Source organism: Neorickettsia sennetsu str. Miyayama (genome assembly GCF_000013165.1).
Taxonomy (GTDB): domain Bacteria; phylum Pseudomonadota; class Alphaproteobacteria; order Rickettsiales; family Anaplasmataceae; genus Neorickettsia; species Neorickettsia sennetsu.
In genome coordinates this window covers 1-21,279 of the sequence record NC_007798.1, presented here as the reverse complement: position 1 = coordinate 21,279, position 21,279 = coordinate 1, and the positions used below count along the sequence as shown (strand labels likewise).

Genomic DNA, 21,279 nt, shown 5'->3' with positions numbered 1-21,279 from the left:
AAGAAAGGTAGCTCCGGATAAAACAAGCACCTAGACTAGCTATCTACGTGTTCTGGAATAGTGCTCAATTACAGTGCAAACACGCTCCACAAACAAGGCCAGTACTTAGTGCCGCATAGCACTTGGGAGAAACTCATCTCACACAAACCCACTTACAAAAGTCACACAATGCGTCTTTATAGACCCACCCTTAGAATGAGAGTCGATTACTCAGCAACGCCTTTCTGTTGTTCATCACATAGTCCCTCCGCTGCCAAACCCTGTATCCCTGTACCAGGAGACTCCTCCAACGCATAGGATCCCTCATTCTCAGATGTAGAACAACAGTGGTGGCCCGGATCGCGTACATGGAAGGCACTCAACTGTTCAACAAGCAAACCAGGTACAGGTCGTGCACTCAGAGCGGAGGAGGAAAGAGAAGGAGATGAAGAAAAGACCGCCATTGGGTCTCTTTTGCTTCTAAGATGCAACCTTTCCATTTCTATTTTCTCGACGTCTTCAGGTCTGAATTGGATCTCTGTGTTTGCGCATATCGATATCCCGTCATTAAAACTCGGCTCAGGGATGTTTACTCTAGGATCGCCTGTTATCACAGCACACCGATTAGCTGCACCGTGCATACCTGGAGTTATACAGAAAAAAGTGAGGAGAAGCATAACGACAGAGAAAGCAAATACAATGTATGCTATTTCAAATACGGTAAATCCAGCGCTTTTCTTTTTAACTCCCGTAGAACATACATTATAAAGGGCGCTACATACCACAATAAGCCCTGATATGCAGGACAAGAAAAAACTGGATAACACTGCAGCATCACCCGCTACCTTTAACCTGGAAGCCCGGCTCTTTGAAACTCCTCTTTGTCTATTTAACGCTTGGGAAACATGATCGTTCAGACTAAAACCCCAACTGTACAAATTGTGTTCCGCTTCGTGAACAACATCAAGTGTAGAGACATCCTCCGTCATGTTTTTTTGCTCGAGTAAAGTCCTGAGGTTTACTCTGCCTTCAAGGTAGTTGAGCATAGTCACAAAGTCAGTGGCAGAAACACCCCTTGAACCTACAAGACTTGCAAAAGTGTACAGAGTGTTACGTCCTCCCGCATCCATTGAAGAAAGCACACGCTGCATCAAAACTGCATCCCCTTCTAAAAGATCCAGCATAGCCCTAATTACACCAACTGCCCCAGGAACAGGATTCCCATCACCAGTAGGACCAGCAAGCATAGCTTGAAGTGGATTCATACCATCAGGCACGTAAACAGGTCCTTCAGGAGAACAGGACGAGCCTCCAGCCGTAAGTAGCCCGAACAGGACCCCCTTCGGTAGTCCGTACCCTTGTACTACCGCAACTGACTTGGCATCAACGGCACAATGCAGCGGAGTAAGCCCACCGGAACGTTGAGCAAGAACTTTTGACACATACTTCGTACCTCCACCAGGACAAGCAACAAGCGAGTCAAGCATTATTTTTACGCATTCGTGTGCCCCTGAGGAGAATGCCAGGTGTAGTGCAGGGTAAGGATAACCCCAACTGGTACGACTCAACAGCTTATACCGCTCTTCGATAGACAGAGGTCCTAAAACTTCCTTAACAACTTGAGCATTACCACTCGAAACTGCGTTACCCAAAAGACGCATTGAAAAGTGCTCTGGAACTTGCGCTCCATTCCCTTTGTATTTACTCTCCGCGCAGGACTCCACAACAACCTGGAAAGGTGTACTAACCCACGGCTCATACAAATCCCCCAGCTTTTTGACTAAAAGCCTCACAATGTCTACATTTCCTGCACGCGCGGCCTGGTCAAGTGCAGTGTCACCCACTAAATTACACCTTGTTAGTATAGGTGCCAGCTCCTCAGGAGTCAGAGCATCGATCAGAACCTCAACTATACCCACATTACCTGTAGATACAGCCATATTAAGTCCGTTATCACCCCTAACTCTGATATCATCAATTTGAAGAATACCGGGGACCAGTGGTACACGATCTCCTCTAGCCGTCTGCATATCTCGCTCCAGAGTCTTTATTGCTCCAAGGACTAGCTTCACAATCTCTAGCTTGCCGGTGGCCAATGCGGCGGCTAAAGGTGTTCGCCCATTTGCATCAGCCGTATGCCAAACAACCACAGTACTAGATGGCGGTTTACCATTTTGTCCACGCGCGCTTAACATTCCGCGTAGTAGTGACTCCAGGACTTCCATGCGCCCAACTGCAATTGCGGTGTGCAGTGGGGTGCTTTCAGGGAAAAAAGGATGGCTCGTACTTGTCTTCTTAGCACACAGATCTACTAAGCAGTTACCGGGTAGTGCCTCCATCACGCATTTAAGCACACCTGTATTTTGACTTTCTACAGCAACTTGCAGAACACTACGCCCATCAGAATCAACCATGGACCAGAGAGGTCGACCTTGTGCTGAGGCAGTACCGTTCGCTTCCTCCAATCCTGCCTCTTGCATTAGACACCTTAAAGTAAGAATGTCCGAACTTTTAATTGCTTCACATATCTTTGTGTACATCATTCCCCTCCTGCAAGAGGACTTTTTCACTCGATCCCGCGATGACGGTGGTAGAACAGGAACCAACTAGTACCCATCTACAACTACATACCCTTCGCGCACGTGGTGCAATACGCACAAACTATTTTTTTTACCAACCCCACACCGGCAACATAAGCAGAAAGAACCCCCCAAAAGCACCACAAATGAAGGTAAGGTGCTGCAACAACACCCCGGAATCACACCATCCTAGATCACTGCAATCAGTAAGTTTACATACCAATCTGTTTTTGCTACCCTCGAACCGATAATTCAAACCTTTATACTCACTGATAAACGATAAATATTTAATATGGGTTCTCACGAGTAAACCACGGACTGTCATAAATGGTACCTCTAATCTTTGGAGCAATTTAAAAGGGGACCACATCTATCATGAAGGCACGAAAACAGACGCCCCACACGCACCCACTCACGAGGACAATTCTTCCAACAATTCCGTGAAACACCCTTTTAGCGGAAAATACTCCAAGACCTAATTCCAGATAAACTACCTCGTAAGAAAACATCGCACAGAGAACCAACACGTGTGGACGTGCCAATTCTTCCCCAACGAGCAGCCATTTCTGCTTCGCAAGGATACCAAAGTATCTAATATACTGAAAATACACTCTGCTTCTATCCTAGCATAGAAGATTAACGAAGTCTATTTATACCTACATCTTTCTTACTTATACAAGTATGGATTGCATTTGCTCTAATAATCCACTTTCAGGAGATATAAACCACATGGAGGAGCAGTCGGGCCAGCGTAACGACGATTCTTCTTAGAGAGAATTTCTGTAACACTCATGAGTTTTCCAGATGCAATGGCAACCAAAGTACCAACCATTATCCGCACCTGATGATGCAAAAACGACTTAGCAGAGGCATGAAAAATCATTTCCTCTCCGTTTTTCTCAACTTCCAACCTATCTAGGGTCCTAATAGCGTTAGAAGCACCACATTTGGATGAACGAAAACTCTGAAAATCGTGTTTTCCAACAAGATATTGAGCTTGCTCCCTAATGAGATCCAGATTTAAAGTCTGCGGCACATGCCAGGAGCGGTTTTTAAATACTGCCAGTGGTGTCTTTCTGTTTGTGATTTTGTATTGATAGTGTCTCCTAATAGCAGAAAATCTGGCATCAAAGGTTTCATCAACAATCTCTATCTTCAGCAGAACTATTAACTTCTCTTTCAAATGATAATTTACCGCATTTACTATTTGAAAAGGCTGCAAAGTAGATTCACGTGCATCAAAATGAAAGACCTGTCCGAGAGCGTGCACTCCTGCATCTGTTCTTCCAGCAACATTAACTGCTATTTTCTCCTTTAACAAAAAACTGAGGACTGATTCCAACTCTTCCTGCACAGATGGAGCGGACATTTGTTTCTGCCAGCCAGAAAAACCAGTACCAACATATTCAACTATTGCCTTGTAGCGCATAAAGACCTAGAAAACTACCCGTTAAAAATGAACACACGAATAGGAGGTGAAAAACGGCCTCACACGGGAAACATATATTAGGTTAACGCAGTTACTGAGAAAGCCCATTCGAGGCTTCAACAAACAGAACCTTAAAAACATTGGTGATGCCTTATCTTGTAATTCAGGGACTTCACAATTACATATAGTTCCGTGGGAAAAAATAATAAGACACTTTTATGGCGGGCGAAATAGCAATAGGTATAGACTTAGGAACTACAAACTCATGTGTAGCTATCAAGGATAAAGTTATAGAAAACGCGGAGGGAGCAAGAACTACACCTTCGGTGGTTGCATTTACATCAGATGGTCAGACTCTTGTTGGTGCTCCGGCACAGAGGCAGGCTGTTACAAATGCTAAGAACACAATCGTTGCTTCCAAGCGACTTATAGGAAGACGCTTTAAGGACAACGTTATCAAGGGAATACAGAGGGACTATCCGTACAAGATTATAGAGGCAAAAAACGGTGATGCATGGATCGAGGCAGGAGGTAAATCTTATTCTCCAAGTCAAATAGGTGCAAATGTACTGATCAAACTAAAAGAAGCAGCTGAGACCTATACTGGCAAAAAAGTCACTAAAGCTGTGATTACAGTACCAGCTTATTTTGACGATGCACAACGTCAAGCAACAAAAGATGCAGGAAGAATAGCTGGACTAGAAGTCCTTAGGATTATAAACGAACCCACAGCCGCAGCACTAGCTTATGGTTTGGATAAAACTGCCACAACAAAGAATATTGCTGTATTTGACTTAGGTGGTGGAACTTTCGATGTTTCAATTCTAGAGCTTGGTGACGGAGTCTTTGAGGTAAAAGCAACAAACGGTGATACCCATCTGGGAGGTGAGGATTTTGACAGGATGATACTTAACTTCCTAGTTGAAGAATTTAAGAAAGAAAATGGCATGGATCTTAAGAATGATCCACTCGCTCTACAGAGACTCAAGGAAGCAGCAGAGAAAGCAAAAAAAGAGCTATCTAGTACCCAGGAAACAGATATTAATCTTCCATACATTACTGCTGACGCTGCAGGTCCTAAACACCTGAATGTGAAGTTCACCAGAGCAAAACTTGAATCCCTTGTTTCTGATCTTATCGATAGAACAATAGAACCTTGCAAAAAGGCTCTGAAGGATTCGGGGCTCAAAAGAGAGGAGATCAATGAGGTTGTTCTTGTAGGTGGGATGACAAGAATGCCAGCTGTGGTCAAAAAAGTAACTGAATTCTTTGGTAAGGAGCCACACAAAGGTGTAAACCCGGATGAAGTTGTAGCCATCGGTGCTGCGATACAAGCAAATATATTAGCTGGTGGAAGTGATGCACAAGATATAGTACTGCTGGACGTCACACCACTTTCCCTGGGCATAGAAACATTGGGAGGTGTCTTCACGAAGCTCATAGACCGTAACACGACAATCCCAACTAAGAGATCACAAACATTTTCCACTGCAGAGGACAATCAGTCTGCCGTGACAATCAGAGTCTTCCAGGGAGAAAGGCAGATGGCTAGTGATAACAAGCTTTTGGGACAATTTAGCTTGGAAGGTATTCCCCCTGCACCGCGCGGAATGCCACAGATCGAAGTGACATTCGACATCGATGCAAATGGAATAGTGCATGTATCGGCAAAGGATAAAGGTACTGGAAAAGAGCAAACGGTGAAGATACAAGCTTCCGGTGGTTTGACAGAAGAAGAAATTAAGAAAATGGTAGATGAGGCTGCTTCGAAAGCCGATGAAGACAAAAAGAGAAGAGAGCTGGTTGAAGCGAAAAATAGCGCGGAAAGCTTGATTCACTCTACCGAGAAGTCACTTTCTGAATACGGTAGTAAGATTAGTTCATCGGATAAACAAAGTATAGATGATGCAATTAGTGATCTTAAGAGTGTTTTAGCAAAAGATGATGCTTCCCTGATTAAGGAAAAAACCGATGCTCTCTCTAAGGTTTCTATGAAACTGGGTGAGGCAATGTATAAAGAATCACAAAGTGCATCCAATGACCCCTCGCCTAAGAATGACAGCACAGAAGAAGGAGAAAGAGTCGTAGATCCTGAATATGAGGAGGTAAAAGACGAGGACAGTAAGTGATCAGAAAGTGTGATTCGTTTATCCACACTTCATAAAACAGGTGTGCAGCGCAGCGATGGCTTTTGCTGTTACGTGCGCTGCGTGTATCTATTTGCACTTAGTGTGTGATACATGCTTTATCTGTGTCCTGCAGGATACGTCGCAGACGCAGTGGTTTGGTTGCTTACTATGCTGAGGCTGCATGAGTTTCCTACGTTGAAAGTGCGAACAGTTGCATAAGATAAGTATAGTAACGGTGGCCTTTCAACTTTCGATATTGCGGGCTTGCATATTTCTGGCATTTAAGGTGGTAACTATTTGGGTTACACAAGTCTCACCACGTTTGATGTGGTCGGTCTCTGGTGGTTGAAGTATTAGGTTCGTCGCGTCCCTACTACAAAAACGCCGGCGAGGTTGGTTTTTGTTAAAGTATTAGAATTACCTCTGAGTTGCTTAGCCTGTAGATCAAGCATCCGCTCCATTACAAGTGTACTGTATGAGAAGGTTCTTTCACTGAAGGAGAGTCACTCATTGACCTAGTCTTGTCGCAATTCACGAGCTTTCCTCTAACACGGTAAAGACAAGAAAGAACTTTATTGGAAACAGCCCTTTTGAAAACTATCAAAATAGTAAAATCTTCCTAATACCTGATAGCGTTTGCATACAAAAGGTACTGAACACTCAATCTCTCCATTTTTGGAAGGAGATATCCATGAAGTCGCAATGAGATACCAGCGGTTGATACTTTAAACAGAATTTTGCTAGTACGGAGTCCTTGCGTTCAAAAAGATCTTAGATGCTTAGTCTTTCCACTTTTTGGTGCGAAACGCTCGTGAAGCTATAATAAAACTCTGCAAATAGTGAGTACTTAAGACGAAATGCACGAATCAGAAGTTTTCCCTCGATTCAATTACCTAGAAAATGGAAAAACCCGCTCGAGGAGAGGTAAAATAACAACTAAGCATGGAGTGATACACACACCAGCTTTCATATTTTGTGCAACCCGAGCAGCAATAAAAGGCTTGGAAATACACCAAGTCAAAGAAGCCGGATCTCAAGTAATACTGTCAAATACCTACCACTTGATGCTTAAACCCGGAGGAGAGCATATAGAAAAAGCCGGTGGAATACAGAAGTTCATGGGGTGGAATGGACCAATGTTAACCGATTCTGGAGGTTTTCAAGCCTTCAGCCTAAATACAAAAGATGAGACAAATATACAAGAACTGAAAAGAAAATACTCCAAGGCATTCAACAGTTCCGGCATTCTTGCAATATCAGAAGAAGGAATAACCTGCAAATCTTACTACGATGGAGCAAAGTTTTTCCTATCCCCTGAAAAATCGATGGACGTTCAAATAAAACTCGGAGCAGACCTAATTGTTGTGCTGGATGAATGTACTAAATTCTCGTTGGATAGAGAATACAATAAGGAAGCCCTAGAAAGAAATAAAAGATGGGCAGACAGGAGTCTCACATACGCAGAAAAAAATCGAAAAGCATGGCAAGGAGTCTACGGAATTATACATGGAGGAACCTTTGAAGATTTAAGAAAGGAAAGCGTCGAGTTCAACAACAGTCGGGAACTTTTTGGAAATGCAATAGGTGGCTCTCTTGGAAGAACTAAAGAAGAAATGAAAGAGGTCGTGGAGATGTCTGTAACAAACCTAAACAGAGAAAGACCTATTCATCTACTTGGAATAGGTGGCATATCTGATATTTTTACGGGTGTTAGTATGGGAGTGGACACCTTTGATTGTGTCCACCCAACTAGAATAGCCCGGCATGGAGGAGCTCTAATAAAATACTCTTCCCACCCAGAAAACAACGGCAGGGAATACATAAATCTCAGAAACAATATCTTCAAAAACTCCGATTCATCAATCGATGAATCCTGCGATTGTAAAATCTGTGAGACTTACTCTTGCGGCTACCTAAACTATTTGCTCTCTGTCAAAGAGAACATCGCGTTCAATATGATCACCTACCACAACATATACTTTATGAATAAACTCATGGAAAGAATAAGACACACAATAGAGAAGGACTTAGATCTGGAAGAGCTAAAAAAACTCTACTGTGGATAAGTGATCTTTCTCAGAAACTACCCTTTCAGTTACCACAATGAAAATCATTGGGACGGATTTGAGATTTATCTGAATTCGAAAAACGCTTTTTTCGCGTAAGTGCAGTTTCAAGGGGCATGAGTGTACTGATAATTTCAGAGTCGTTCATTTCAGTTGCAATATCCATTGGCGTTTTACCGGCTTTATTCAGTAGAGAAGAATGCTCACTTGATGCCTCAGTTGATACAAAACTTTCTACGACCCTTTTCAGTATTTTCTTTTCCACTTTAGAAATGACTGCCTCGTGTATAGGTGTGTTGCCAGAGAAATTTTTCTCTGTAACCGAAGCTCCATTGTTAAGCAAGTGCATTATTATGACGACGTTCCCTCTTCTCATTGCAATGTGTAGAGGTGTATCTCCAGCACTTTCATTTCTCGCGTTTAGATCTGCACCGCTCTCCAAAGCAGCGAGAACTGCTTTAACATTACCTGCGTTGCAAGCAATGTGGAGAATCATATCACCATTGCTATCAACCATTCTAAATAGGGCATCAGTCTGCAACTTATCGAGAAGGTCGCTCAAAAGCTCTGTGTTTTGATCCAAAACAGATGCCCTGATCTCATTAAACGAGCAAGAATTGCCAAGCTTCATTTGTTTCTCCGGGTTTTATAGATCTTAATAATATACCCGAAATAGTAGTCTAAATTAGTATAAATTCTTATAATTACGTGTGAAAGTAAAGTAGAGTCTTCTCCTCTGTCCATCCAACTACACGACAAAAGAACATGGAGATGGTTACATAACCCAAAATAAAAACAGTATACCTAGAAAGAAAAAGAGCACGGTGTGGCATAAAAGACCAGTTTGCAATGCCAGAACGCCAGATGAAAGTTTCTGTGAAAGCCTAGCAAGCAGTGCAGGTACGAGGTTAATACACCCAATGTCAATCACCTTCCAGAAGAACCTACTACAGTGTGTTAACGGACCAACAAATAAAACTCTATATATTTTGTCAAAGTAAAATCCGCAACTCAGGACCCTTTTGAAAAGGTTTAGAATAACGCCACTGCGATTAACTAATATAAGTCCGATCGAGAAAATAAATGACACCACACCTAAATAAAAATTTAAAAGAAATGACAAGAGTGTAAAGAGCGACAAACAAACAAATATTCTGGGCAAGGAAATTCTTCTACCCTCAAGAACAAAAACCACAAAGAAACCAGCTAAAGCAAAAATCAAAGGAAGGAAATGCACCAACCCATGCATTTCCGTAACTTGCCGGAAAACTAAGCCAGTTTGCACCCAAAATGAAGAGTTTACTAAAAGCTTCACCCCAAGATAACCAGAAATAAGCGAAAGGAGAACCAGCGGCGCAAGCGGCAAAACCATGCCCACAGGAGGAGAGTGAAACTTCTTAAGACTGAAGTTCTGTTCACCAAAGAACACAAGCATAAGCAGCCTGCATGAATATACAGAAGTGCAAAAAGCTGTGAGTATTAACAAAATAAACGGGATCTCCGCATGGGAGAGGGAGGAAATTATTAAGTCTTTTGAATAGAACCCAGCAAATGGAAAAATTCCACACAAAGCGAGACTTCCTATAATCATCATGCAATAGGTGGAGAAGATTTTATTTCTCAATGCACCCATTTTATGCACATCTTGTTCCCCACCAACGGAATGAATTACGTTACCGGCACACAAAAAGAGTAGTGCTTTAAAGAAAGCATGTGTGGATAAATGGAAGATAGCCAATCCATACGCCGATGCACCACATGCAGCAAACATATACCCAAGCTGACTGCAAGTTGAGTAGGCTATAATTCTTTTTATATCATCCTGACAAAGCGCAACTACAGATCCAAAAGCGGCTGTAGACACACCAACCCACATAATTATGTGCCTTACCAGTTCAGTACACTCAAACAGTGGAGACAATCTTGCTAGAAGAAATACACCAGCAGTAACCATAGTTGCTGCATGGATAAGTGCCGATACTGGTGTAGGACCCTCCATTGCATCAGGAAGCCAGGTATGTAAGCCCAGCTGAGCGGATTTACTCATGCAACCAATAAAGAGCATCAAACAGATAAAGGTAAGAGAATCAAAACCCAAAATTGTTTCACCTGAGTGGAAACCAACATCTGAAATAATCCCCTTTAACTCTAGTGTTCCGAAAATTTTGTATACTGAGAAAATTCCTATTAAGAAACAAAAATCTCCAACTCTGTTAACGAGAAAAGCCTTCATAGAAGCAACATTGGCAGACTCCTTCCTGAACCAAAATCCTATAAGAAGGTAGGAACAAACTCCGACGCCTTCCCACCCTAAAAAGAGCTGTAGCAAATCACCCGCGGAAACAAGGACAAGCATGGCGAAAGTAAAGAGGGAGAGGTATGCGAAAAACCTGGACTTGCAAGGATCATTCTTCATGTACGCGATTGAGTAACAGTGCACGACAAACGAAACGGTATTAACAACTACGAACATCAGCACCGTTAATTTATCTATGTTCACCCTAAAAAGGGCTTGCAATGATCCAACGGAAATCCATTCAAAAAGAGGAAGCAAAAAAGCTTCACCATCTTCAAGTGTAAAAAACAGACTCCAAGAAGAAATGGCAGCAAGACCTATCAAGAACGAGCTCAATAGCTGTAGGCAGACCGATTCCCTACACCTGATAAAAAAACAGCATAACAAACATGACAACAAGGGCAGGAAAACTATCGAATAACTCAACATACGCAAAATGTTCGACATTTAATCCAGAGAACATAGACAAGCGCACAGAAACTTGCTCAAAGAGAACAAGAATACACACCACTTCTCAGGGCGGACAACCAATTATCATAGATAATGAACCCCCAAAGTAAACTCAAAAAGCCAGTTAAAAACTAACCACCAAAGTGGGAATATGCGGTACTGAACAATAACTACCGTCAATACTATGATTTATCACGTCCCTCCATTTCTACACTATAGGACTTCCTAAACTCCAAAACAACGGAACTTACCAACACAATAAAAAAACAATGACGAACTCAATGTCCCAATTTATTAAGTTTTTTTACATCCACATTTCCGGCTTTCCTAAAATACGAAACAACCACTGCAAGTGCTACCGCAGCTTCAGCTGCAGCGACTGTAATCACTAGGATGGAAAAAACTTGTCCTCCTATAGCATTGAAAGAAGTACTACAGAAGCTAAGTATTGCACCAAGCAACATAATTTCTACCGCCAAAAGCATTGTTACTACATTCCTGGTCGATGTCAGCACACCAAAAAGTCCAATAGAAAAGAAACAGGTAGAAACAAAAAAGAGCGCAAAACTAGGACTCACGAGATTCTACATAATGGAAACATGACAAGTCTAACAAAATCTCATACGATTTTACACCTCAAGTAATGCGAAACTGGAGAAATTTGCTCAGTGCCAAAATAACGGACGGATAAGCTTTTCCCAATTGGAAGATTTAGAAATACCAACCACAGCCAGGTAACGCAAAACCAAAAAGTTGCTCAAGATATGAAATCAAATTCCAATCCGTTGAGACTTAGCAGAAGGGGTCAGTCGTAATCTACACCTTTTCCTGAAGGCACGTTCAAAAGTCTCACGACAGAAGACCTAGAAATTTGCTCTTTAACCACCTGGCATTTAGTGTCCCTTTTACTTGGCAAAGCAATACTGATTGCCGCTACCATCGCAAGTAGAAGCACTACTCCCGAAAGATGAAAAAGATATACGTAATCCGTATAAAGCACTGCACCTATATCTTTTATGCCTATATAAGCACGCTCTTGCTGTGTGTCATCATACGAAGACAGAACCAAAAAAAACGGAAGCAAGGCCATAAAAAGTAAACCCACATACTTTGCTACGGACATTCCTATACCCTTCTCGAAATCATCTGAATTGAGCATCATGACAACAAACAGGAACAAGATCGCTATTGCACCAACGTATACAACAAGAAGCATTAACGAGAGAACTTCCAAGCCAGATACTAACAGAAGTACCGAAGAAGTAAAAAAGGCAAGGACTAAGTACAAAACCGCGTGCACAACATTCCTACACGAAACAACCCTAAAAGATGAGAAGATTGCAACCAGTACAAGCGAAAAACAAAGTATGCCCATTCATATTTTACACGCGGATACGGTACTTCTAGCACGTGTGGTATACTCACTGCAATATGTATACAGCAAGCTTGCGATAAGTATGGGTCTCCGTAAGAAGTTGGTAAAATTTGTGGTCAAGGTCTCACAAAAAACTTTCAAGATCAGCAATTAGGTGGTAGGGTTTGTGGCTGTTAAGGAACCTTTGGACTATTCTCTATTGCCATTTTCCCTATGAAGGACCTTCCTAACTTACTTACCGCTTTAAGGATAGCCATTATCCCAGTATTCTGCTTAAGTTTTTATATTCAATCCAGATTTTCTTGGGTGATAACCGTAGGAATTTTCTCAATCGCAAGTCTGACAGACTTTTTTGACGGGTACCTCGCTAGGACGCTAAAGGCTCAATCAAAGCTTGGAAAACTTCTTGACCCGATAGCCGATAAAATGATTGTCTCTACAGCTATTGTTATGTTGGTACATATGCAGTACATAACGGGAGTCCAACTGATTCCCGCAATCATGATCATTTGTAGAGAGCTGTTTATTGCTGGACTAAGGGAATATCTTGCTCGTGACAGTGTGGCATTTCCTGTAAATAGATTTGGTAAACTAAAGACAATATCCCAGATGGTTGCTATACTTCTTTATCTCCTAAACAAGGAATGGATCCCAGATATTCTTCCGACATTTTTCATCTGGATAGCTGGTCTAACGAGCATGGCATCGGCATATTTATATCTTCATGAAAACAAGGAAGAACTACTAAAATCCCTTAGCTAAAAATACTGCTGCCCCAACCCTAGCTGGCTGTCCTATAATCAGGTCGTGATTCTTGGATAGCGAAATGAACATATCAAGTTTGGTAGCACTCTTATTAAAGAAAAGATCTCTTTGGATAATTTTTATCTCTGTGTTGCTTGTAGTGTTTCTCGAAGTACTCCATATAACGATAGGGATTGACCTTACCGGTGATAAACTCCCGGACATACATGTATTGAGGACGCCGTCTTATCTTGGAGTAGACTTAGATGGAGATAAAAAACCCGACTATGTTCTCGGAGATTTGGTGGAACCACGTAAAGAATAGTAAATAAAATAGCAACAACAAATCAGCCTTGGGGTAATTCAAGGAGTAATACCCTTTAAACCCCCAAGCTCTTGAAACATATTCTATTTAAAATTTTTATTACGACTCTACTATTTCGTCTTTACCCTCCATAGTGGAATAACCAAATACTTGCCTTTTTTCATTGATTGTCAAAAAAGATGCCTTTTCTACACAATCCCAAAGTTTTTCTCTCTTCTTGGATAGCGCGTCTATACCATCTTTTTCGTACGCGAACTCTAAATTATCTCCAAAAACCGGAGTAAGCCAAACATTTAAGCTATGCACTATTTCATCGAGTATAGGGAGAACTGTTTCTTCCCATAGGGATAGTCTAGCTTCTATTAAGTTGCTATATGTGTTGTCTCCCGGTATTCCCAGTAATTGTGGCGGTACACCAAATGCCAACGCTATCTCTCTGGCGGAATTGTACTTACTTTGAAGAAAATCCATTTCCTTTGGAGAGATGCTCATTTCTTTCCACTCTATCCCTCCCTCTATAAGAATAGCTTTTCCTGCATTTTCAGCACCGGAACAGTCTCCAAGTTGTCTGCTTAAACGTTTGAACTGTTCTTGTGGCATTGGCTCCTTAGATTTTGATATAAACGCTCCGCTGGGCCTAGCACCATTTTTGAGCATAGCTTGGTTCCAAAGACTAGCCTGATTATGTTGATCTATGCTGTACATTGCCGCCTCTACTGGCGATAATCCATACCAGTCGTTATACGGGTGAAAATTCTTTATGTGTAGAACATCACAGTCCCCAGTGATTTTGTTCATATAATATTCCCTTTCGTAGTTTCCAACTCGATATCTGTATCCCAAAGGTAAACAATCACTTCCTGGTATAACTGTGACCCTATCAGGTCTTAGAAGGTGCAGTTCTTTTGGTAAACCGTTCCCGATCTTAAGAAGGTATAAATTTCCGCTGATTAGCTTGTACATAACAGCATTTTTTATCAATGTTACTCTTGACATATTGGGATTAGGCTCGTTTAATAGCTCATTGAGCGGATGAGAGACTAAGCAACGTTTCTTCTCCGTCCCACTACATTCAAAAAGTTGTATAGGAACAGAAGAGGCGGCCACTGCTACTATACTGATTGCACGTGAGGCGATCACATTTCTTATGTACGCTTTTTGGGCAAATGCACTGTAGTCTCTCCCGCTCCAGAGTTCTGTATATGTATTATATAGACACTCACCGCCTAGTTGGCTTCTGCTATTGGGGCAAGCTTTGCTTCTTGATTTTTTAAATATTTTTGTTAGCATTTCTCTTGTAACGTCCGGGTGGACCTCATAGATACACGCTAAACAGCCTCTGCGGAAGCAGTTTTGTGTATTTCATGCGTCGAAGCTTGCGCATATGGGCTTTTAGGCTGTTTTCTGCGCGGTAGACCCAGGTTACCTTTAGTCGAATACCAATAGGAAGTAGATGATAACCTTCGACCTGCAAAAATTCTTGGGTGCTATTGAAGCAGGAAGGGTTATATCCATTGATCCTGGAAGGCGTATCGTAGGTGTTGCGGTCAGTGATCCCGAACTCAGGTATATACAGAACTATTTTCAGTTCACCTCCCACGGAAGAGGTGCTGATGCCTTTCATATTATGAAAGTCGTTTCAGATTTTTCAGGGATAATTGTCGGCACACCATTTTCACATATTAGGAACAACGGATGGTTAGATTTTATAGATAAATTTGCTCAAAAATTAAGTGAGGTAACTAGGAAGCCGATTCTTATGTGTGATGAGTCGTCGTCAACTAGTGACGTGATGATTTTACTTAGCTCTCTTTCCAGGTCAAGGCAAAAGGAGTGGAAGGATAAAATTGCTGCTTGTTGCATTTTGGAGAAGACACTATGTACAATCATGCACCACAATCTCTGCCATCAGAGGAGGTTCGACAGTGTATAAAAAACTGTATTACTTAGTACCAGTAATTTTAGTCAGCGTGCTGTTTTTTCTGTATGAAAAGCCTGTTCCTGCAGAAAATAAAGCCCCTCAATCAAAGGAGAATGTTGTTAACATTTATTCTTCAAGGAAGGAGGAGATGGTGAAAGATCTTTTTGCATCTTTCGCTGAACGTACCGGCATAAAAGTGAACTATATAACAGACGATGCAACGAAGTTAATTTCAAGAATGAAGAGTGAAGGAGTTAACACATCAGCAGACGTCTTTTTGGCAGCTGACGTGATAAATCTGGCTCTAGCAGAAGCTGAAGGACTCCTCCAGTGTATATCCTCTACTGTATTGGAAAATGCCTTACCACCAGAACTAAGAGACTGCTATTGGTTTGGACTAACGCGACGCATGGCAGTTATAGTTTATTCGAAGGAGAGAGTAGATCCTTCTGAGATTAGGAATTACGAAGATTTAGCCGATTCCAAGTGGAAAGATAGGCTTTTGCTCAGATCATCTAATTCTCCATACAACCGATCTCTTATAGCATCTGTAATACTTGCTAACGGTGAGGAAAAAGCTGAGGCATGGATAAAAGGCATCGTTAGGAATATGGCTAGACCACCATATGGAGGTGATACCGATCAGATTAAAGGCGTAGCATCTGGAGAAGGAGACTTGACTGTAGTGAACAGTTACTACCTGGCTAGGATTTTGTCATCCGACAAAGAAACACACAAAAAAGTTGCACAGAGAGTGGGCGTAATATTCCCGAATCAGGAGAATAGGGGCACATTTGTGAATATAAGCGGTGCTGGGGTTGCAAAAAATGCGAAGCATAAGGAAAATGCAAAAAAATTTCTCGAGTATATGGTAACTGAGGAAGCACAGAAGCTATATGTCAGTAGAAACTACGAGTATCCTGTTGTAGCGTCTGTTGAAATCCCGGAAATCTTAAAAAATTGGGGGGACTACAAAGTTGATTCATCAAGTCTCTCAAAAATCTTTCCGTATATGTCGGCAGCTGTGTACATGGCCGACCAGAACGGCTGGAAGTAGTTTTCTTGTTAAAGTACGTGAGGCTACACTGGGAGAACGGAGTCTAGCGTCGTCTGTTGTTAAGAAAAAATTCGACCGCTTCAGATGCTGAATTCACTGCATTTGCAGTTGTAAATGTTCCAGAACCAGATACAGAAAGATACTTCCCACTTAAGCTATCGCCGTGATTAATAATTGGTAAAGAATTATATGAAAGATTCCTTGGGCAGTTTCCATCAAGTAGAGTTACTTCCTTTCCAGGAAATAAATCTTTTATAAGTCTCTCGTTTCTTTTGATAAACTCGACATTTAAATGACCACTACCATAAATTGACCCTTTCCACATACAACCGGTACCTACAACTACAGCTTTTTTCCCATCTTGAGAGTTGGGATTTTCAGATTTGATAAAATCGTTATAGGAAACCGGAGTGTAGTTTTGCCAAAAAGTCAGGGTTGGACCAACATAGTTATTATACTTGCACGGATGTTTGAGATTCACATCATGTACAAGGTACCATGCACCAACAATTGGTTGAGTTAATTTTCGTAAATTGAAATAGTCATTATAACCAAAAGAGTTGGCTCCTATGGCAATAAAATAGTTTTTCCCATGGAAAATTTCGCCACGTGATGAAATCACATACTTAAGCTTCTTATTGCTGGCAAAATCTATCTTTGAAATCTCAGTATTGTAAAAAAAACTAATTCCATTTTTACTTAAGAAATCTCCTATTTTTTTGCAAAATTTAAGCGAGTTAAAGCTAAATCCGTCACTTTCGAAAGATACACTTCTTCCACAAATTAAATTCCTTTCTATGTCATCTATTCTTAGTGGCTGTGTGCTACCTTTACCACTTTCACAGTGATTGGAGATCGCATAGATGCCTTCGATTAAATCAATATCTGTAGAAAATTCTGGATGGCTAGATAAAAACTTTTTCCACAAGAGAGGACCTTTAAATGCCAAGTTTTTTAATTTGTAATCTAAATTTTGATAAAAAAAACGCCTTTCTAGAAGCCGTTTTTTTAGCCAATATTTTTCGTGCGTTCTCAGTGCCCTATCTATTCCATTCCATCCACCTGAAGGGACACTCCTAGAAAAAGCGTTTATATGAAATTTTGAAAGGAAATTTGTGTATTCCGATGTACTAACATGTCTAAGCCCCACCTTCGATAATGAAGAGTCCTTGGACATGTCAGGTGGACTTTTCGTAACAAAGGCTATGTTGCTTCTTCCAGTATTGTATAAAATCAGAAAACATAACAAAAAAGATTCTATCCCTCCCCCAACTACTACGTAATCGTACATCTCTGTGATTTAAACAAAAAGTTATATACTTTAATCGCTAACTTGATCGCTACTCAAAATGTTTAACTATATAAAGTCGTTCATCCTCATTGTAGTGACAATACTACTGACTTCTTTCCTTGGGTATATAAAGACAGAAAAAACCCTTCTCGAAAGCAGCACAGAGAGGAATGCGGTGAATATTAGGAATATTTTTAATAGACTAATATGGGAAAAATACTCCTTTATGCTTGAAATGTATGACTTTGAGCCTACAAAAATGTATGAAAAGCCTCAATTCATGTACTTTGAGAGCGAAGCGAAGTTACTTTTTGAACCACTGGATGTTATTCAAGTTGAAATATTTTACAAAGGTGAAACAAGAGTTTTTAGTCTCAACAAATATCTAGAACATGCACACCATCCGTATAATCATGACCTAAATAACAATATTTCTTCCACCTCTATCGACAACGCGGGAAATATAGTAGTCACAGTGGCTTTGAACCCAGAAGAAAATCCCCCGTCGGTTATTGAAATTACATACGATGCAAAGAGCCTTATAAGGCCTTTCCGCATTACATGGATAGGCTTCACACTTGTCGTATTGTTCATTTGCTCATCCTTATTTTTCTGGAGCGTAATGAAAATCAGGGAAAGCTCTAAGGTCTTGAACGAACAGTTTTCGATAAACACGAAACTAAAAAAAGCCAAAGAAAGTATAGAAGAAATAAGTTCCCAAAAATCACAATTTCTAGCGAATGTTAGTCACGAACTAAAAACACCTTTAAACGCAATAATAGGTTTCTCAGATCTGATACGCACAGCAGAAGTGCTTGGTACTGAACATAGAGAATATGCAAATGATATCTATTATTCAGGGAATCACCTGTTAAATTTGATTAACGACATTCTCGATTTTTCAAAGTCAGAGTTAAACAACTTGGAAATAAAACCAACATTGTTTGATTTAGTACGCTTGACTGAGACTTGTATCAGGATGACAACAACTAAAAGAAAAGAGATAAAAATAGTGAAGAGTTTCTTTTCAAATAAGATACTTATCAAAAGCGATCATAAGAGGGTAAAACAAGTAATCCTAAATATACTTTCAAACTCGATAAAATTCACGAATGAAGATGGCTTAATAAGAATTTCTATAATCAGATTACCTTCAGAGATTGAAATTGAAATTTCAGATAATGGTGTTGGTATACCAGAAAAAGATATAGCAAAGGCACTCTCTGTATTTGGCCAATCAAATACGGAGCTATCAAGAAAATACGACGGAGCTGGAATAGGGTTACCACTTAGCAAGAAACTGGTAGAGTTGATGGGTGGAGTATTCGAGATTGAAAGCAAGGAGGGAAGCGGCACCGTCGTTAAAATAAGGCTTCCGTATAGAGAAAGCAACGCCGCTTAAGAGACAAATCGGTTAGTTCTTTACTAGAGATTTCTAGATGCAGCCTTGCAACTGTATGGAACAAAATCATACCCTCCCGCTTTAGCTTCTGAGAAACCCGCGTCTTTAAGGTCTAATCCAAGAGTAGCTATCCCAGGTAGTTTTTTACTACTATCAGGTATAGGGCTCTCTTCACGTCCGTTAACTGTTGCTGTAAATGCACGTTCATTAAAAGAAATTATCTGATCCGCATAACATGTAGGATCTACCTCCTTACCAGCTAAAACACGAAAATCATCTCGCATTTCACAGAAGGGCTGTTTTATCAGAAACGAACCTGCGTAAAAGTAATCCGCATTTAGAGTTAAAATTCCGATCAAAAAGCTCGCGAGCGCCCGAGAAAAAGAACAACTAATATTAACCGCTCCTCTTACCACAGCCAGAAGACCATTAAACCCTACAGACGCTACATTAAGTGAACTGAGTACAACCTTTTTTAATCCCAAGTTTCTCTTCTCATAATCCGACATGTTGAGGGAGCCATCTGCCATACCCTCTAATTTTTTGTCTATGCTATTCGACTCAAGAAGAGCACTCTTTATGTAACTCATTGTCCCCATGAGAAACATATCGCGAGAAATATGTAGAACAGCTCGATAGTTTCCTAAGTATCCTTTTCTTTTATCCGGACCCATTAGAGGTAGTCCAACTAGTCCAAGCGTTAAAAAAAAAGAGGAAAAAATAAAAAAAGATAATGGAAAAACGACCCGTGTTACCACATTAACTAGTACTCCGGAAACTAACTCCAGTGCGAAATAGACAGAGTATTTTGCGACCAGAGTTGCAGTATAGATCGGAAAAGATATAAGAGTACATAGGATGTTAATACTTCTATCTCTTGGATTCCTAACAACAGGACTAAATGCTTTCACTGGGCCATTGAAAAACATTTTAAGATTCCCCTCAGTATTATACTCGTCTGAGACTCTGTTATCCGGATCTAGCCACAGGCAATAAACTGCAGAATCCTTTCTTGCAGTCGTCATGATGCCTCTATTTAACCCTTTTATCTCGTATAATCCTTTTCCTCTGGCAGTCTGACCTCCTCCTATTTTGACCCGTTCAAGCGTGTATGTTTTGCCACTGATTGAAATCTCCAGTTTTCCCCTGGTGGATTTGCGCGCAGTCTTGTTATCAATATCACCCAAAGCGGGGATTTTAACTACCCTATCTTTATGATAGAAATTTCTATTCGTTGTTAAGATAAATTTCTCAGCTTTTGAAAACCTATTTGCAATATCAGTATGAAATATCCTTTTGAAAGAAGAGTAGTATAAACTAAATGTAGCTTCCTTCTTCGTGCTTTCTCCGAAAAAGGAGTGCTTTAATTTTGAAAGGAGTCCATTACTATAGAACATAATTTAATCCAGACCGACTACATTTCCAATGGTTCATATGTTATCACAATCCTAAATATGTTTCATTAACTTAGTCTCTCTAGAATATCCTGGAGCTCATCTAAGTTTTTAAAGGTAATTTTAACATTTCCATTTTTCCTTTCACTGTCAGTTATTGTTACTTTCATCCCTAACCTCTCTGAAATTTTTTTTTCCAACATACATAGTTCATGACTTTTCTTATTTGCATGAGGGTTATTTTTTTTGCGCGCATCCCTCAAGAGGTTTTCAGCTTGTCTTACACTTAGTGAGAGGCGAGCTATCTTTTCCGCCATTTTCTCGCTATCTTCCACATTCGTTAGTAACTTAACATGCCCAAGCGAGATTCTATTTTCTTCTAAAAGTTCTTTTATTCTCTTTGGTAAAGAAAGTATCCTGAGATGGTTTGTAACATGAGATCGACTTTTACCAACTATACTTGCCAACTCTACATGCTTATAATTAAATTCGTCGATGAGTCTTTTGTATGCCTCTGCTTCTTCTAATGGCGTTAAATCCTTTCTCTGTATATTTTCTACTATAGCAACTTCAAGGGAAGTCTTATCTGTAAAGTCCCTAACAATAGATGGGATCGTTTCCGCTCCCAAGTTTCTCATAGCTCTAAGACGTCTTTCACCAGCAATTAGCTTGTATCTTTCACCAAATTTTCTAACTATTATCGGCTGTATCAAGCCATTTCTCTTGATAGATTCTTCCAATTCTGCAATAGACGCCTCATCGAAAACTTTACGAGGCTGAAAATCATTTACATCTACCTCATTTAACTTTAAATGAACGATATTCTCATTTAATCGCATATT

General features: G+C 40.6%; 19 protein-coding genes. 8 read left to right on the top strand and 11 right to left on the bottom strand.

All coding sequences use genetic code 11. The features are described 5' to 3' along the window. Nucleotides 1–206 precede the first annotated feature (206 nt). The 3 genes from NSE_RS00105 to truA all read right to left on the bottom strand — a co-directional run bounded on the left by NSE_RS00105 (nt 207) and on the right by truA (nt 3,987). On the bottom strand, nt 207–2,459 hold the full coding sequence (locus NSE_RS00105; RefSeq protein WP_227028959.1) for an ankyrin repeat domain-containing protein: 2,253 nt from the start codon (nt 2,457–2,459) through the stop codon (nt 207–209). 452 nt (nt 2,460–2,911) lie between these two features. Then, a complete protein-coding gene (locus tag NSE_RS00095) occupies nt 2,912–3,169 on the bottom strand; it encodes a hypothetical protein (RefSeq protein WP_011451430.1) in 258 nt (85 codons plus the stop codon). A gap of 86 nt (nt 3,170–3,255) precedes the next feature. Then, entirely contained in the window at nt 3,256–3,987 is a 732-nt protein-coding gene (gene truA, locus NSE_RS00090) for a tRNA pseudouridine(38-40) synthase TruA (protein ID WP_011451429.1), read from the bottom strand. A 218-nt stretch (nt 3,988–4,205) separates the two neighbouring features. Between truA and dnaK the strand changes: the two genes are divergently transcribed. Together dnaK and tgt are read left to right on the top strand one after the other, a co-directional pair. Beyond that, nucleotides 4,206–6,116, top strand: coding sequence for a molecular chaperone DnaK (dnaK, locus tag NSE_RS00085; RefSeq protein ID WP_011451428.1), 1,911 nt, complete (start codon nt 4,206–4,208; stop codon nt 6,114–6,116). An 857-nt stretch (nt 6,117–6,973) separates the two neighbouring features. After that, complete coding sequence (gene tgt, locus NSE_RS00080) at nt 6,974–8,182, top strand: tRNA guanosine(34) transglycosylase Tgt (RefSeq protein WP_011451425.1); 1,209 nt, start codon at nt 6,974–6,976, stop codon at nt 8,180–8,182. 25 nt (nt 8,183–8,207) lie between these two features. On the opposite strand, the gene NSE_RS00075 is transcribed toward tgt, so the two are convergent. From NSE_RS00075 to NSE_RS00060, 4 genes are all read right to left on the bottom strand, one after another. Beyond that, nucleotides 8,208–8,813, bottom strand: a complete 606-nt coding sequence (locus tag NSE_RS00075; protein ID WP_011451424.1) for an ankyrin repeat domain-containing protein — start codon at nt 8,811–8,813, stop codon at nt 8,208–8,210. Between the two features lie 144 nt (nt 8,814–8,957). Next, nucleotides 8,958–10,907 carry an NADH-quinone oxidoreductase subunit L gene (gene nuoL / locus NSE_RS00070; protein WP_157858693.1) on the bottom strand — a complete coding sequence of 650 codons (1,950 nt, stop codon included), beginning with the start codon at nt 10,905–10,907 and terminating at the stop codon, nt 8,958–8,960. Between the two features lie 299 nt (nt 10,908–11,206). Then, the gene (gene nuoK, locus NSE_RS00065) at nt 11,207–11,506 is read right to left on the bottom strand and encodes an NADH-quinone oxidoreductase subunit NuoK (RefSeq protein WP_011451421.1); all 300 of its coding nucleotides are present in this window, start codon (nt 11,504–11,506) and stop codon (nt 11,207–11,209) included. A gap of 227 nt (nt 11,507–11,733) precedes the next feature. Further along, the gene (locus tag NSE_RS00060) at nt 11,734–12,303 is read right to left on the bottom strand and encodes an NADH-quinone oxidoreductase subunit J family protein (RefSeq protein ID WP_011451419.1); all 570 of its coding nucleotides are present in this window, start codon (nt 12,301–12,303) and stop codon (nt 11,734–11,736) included. On the opposite strand from NSE_RS00060, the gene NSE_RS04110 reads away from it, so the two are divergent. From NSE_RS04110 to NSE_RS00050, 3 genes are all read left to right on the top strand, one after another. After that, nucleotides 12,296–12,457, top strand: a complete 162-nt coding sequence (locus NSE_RS04110; RefSeq protein WP_227028958.1) for a hypothetical protein — start codon at nt 12,296–12,298, stop codon at nt 12,455–12,457. The genes NSE_RS00060 and NSE_RS04110 overlap by 8 nt on opposite strands. Before the next feature lie 59 nt (nt 12,458–12,516). After that, a complete protein-coding gene (gene pgsA, locus NSE_RS00055; protein ID WP_011451418.1) occupies nt 12,517–13,065 on the top strand; it encodes a CDP-diacylglycerol--glycerol-3-phosphate 3-phosphatidyltransferase in 549 nt (182 codons plus the stop codon). Nucleotides 13,066–13,129: 64 nt separating this feature from the next. Then, the gene (locus NSE_RS00050; RefSeq protein WP_227028957.1) at nt 13,130–13,372 is read left to right on the top strand and encodes a hypothetical protein; all 243 of its coding nucleotides are present in this window, start codon (nt 13,130–13,132) and stop codon (nt 13,370–13,372) included. 99 nt (nt 13,373–13,471) lie between these two features. On the opposite strand, the gene NSE_RS00045 is transcribed toward NSE_RS00050, so the two are convergent. Then, a complete protein-coding gene (locus tag NSE_RS00045; RefSeq protein WP_011451416.1) occupies nt 13,472–14,662 on the bottom strand; it encodes a phage portal protein in 1,191 nt (396 codons plus the stop codon). 163 nt (nt 14,663–14,825) lie between these two features. On the opposite strand from NSE_RS00045, the gene NSE_RS00040 reads away from it, so the two are divergent. Next, complete coding sequence (locus NSE_RS00040) at nt 14,826–15,305, top strand: RuvX/YqgF family protein (protein WP_011451415.1); 480 nt, start codon at nt 14,826–14,828, stop codon at nt 15,303–15,305. A gap of 37 nt (nt 15,306–15,342) precedes the next feature. Then, nucleotides 15,343–16,350: a Fe(3+) ABC transporter substrate-binding protein gene (locus NSE_RS00035; RefSeq protein WP_011451414.1), complete on the top strand. Its 1,008-nt coding sequence runs from the start codon at nt 15,343–15,345 to the stop codon at nt 16,348–16,350. 43 nt (nt 16,351–16,393) lie between these two features. Here the strand turns inward: NSE_RS00035 and NSE_RS00030 are convergent, their stop codons facing one another. Then, complete coding sequence (locus NSE_RS00030; RefSeq protein ID WP_011451413.1) at nt 16,394–17,641, bottom strand: hypothetical protein; 1,248 nt, start codon at nt 17,639–17,641, stop codon at nt 16,394–16,396. A 58-nt stretch (nt 17,642–17,699) separates the two neighbouring features. Here NSE_RS00030 and NSE_RS00025 point away from each other — a divergent pair, with 58 nt between their 5' ends. Beyond that, a complete protein-coding gene (locus NSE_RS00025; protein WP_011451412.1) occupies nt 17,700–19,043 on the top strand; it encodes a sensor histidine kinase in 1,344 nt (447 codons plus the stop codon). A gap of 23 nt (nt 19,044–19,066) precedes the next feature. On the opposite strand, the gene NSE_RS00020 is transcribed toward NSE_RS00025, so the two are convergent. Both NSE_RS00020 and NSE_RS00015 read right to left on the bottom strand, forming a co-directional pair. Continuing rightward, complete coding sequence (locus NSE_RS00020) at nt 19,067–20,440, bottom strand: hypothetical protein (RefSeq protein ID WP_011451411.1); 1,374 nt, start codon at nt 20,438–20,440, stop codon at nt 19,067–19,069. A gap of 65 nt (nt 20,441–20,505) precedes the next feature. Next, on the bottom strand, nt 20,506–21,276 hold the full coding sequence (locus NSE_RS00015) for a ParB/RepB/Spo0J family partition protein (protein WP_011451410.1): 771 nt from the start codon (nt 21,274–21,276) through the stop codon (nt 20,506–20,508). Nucleotides 21,277–21,279: the final 3 nt, after the last annotated feature.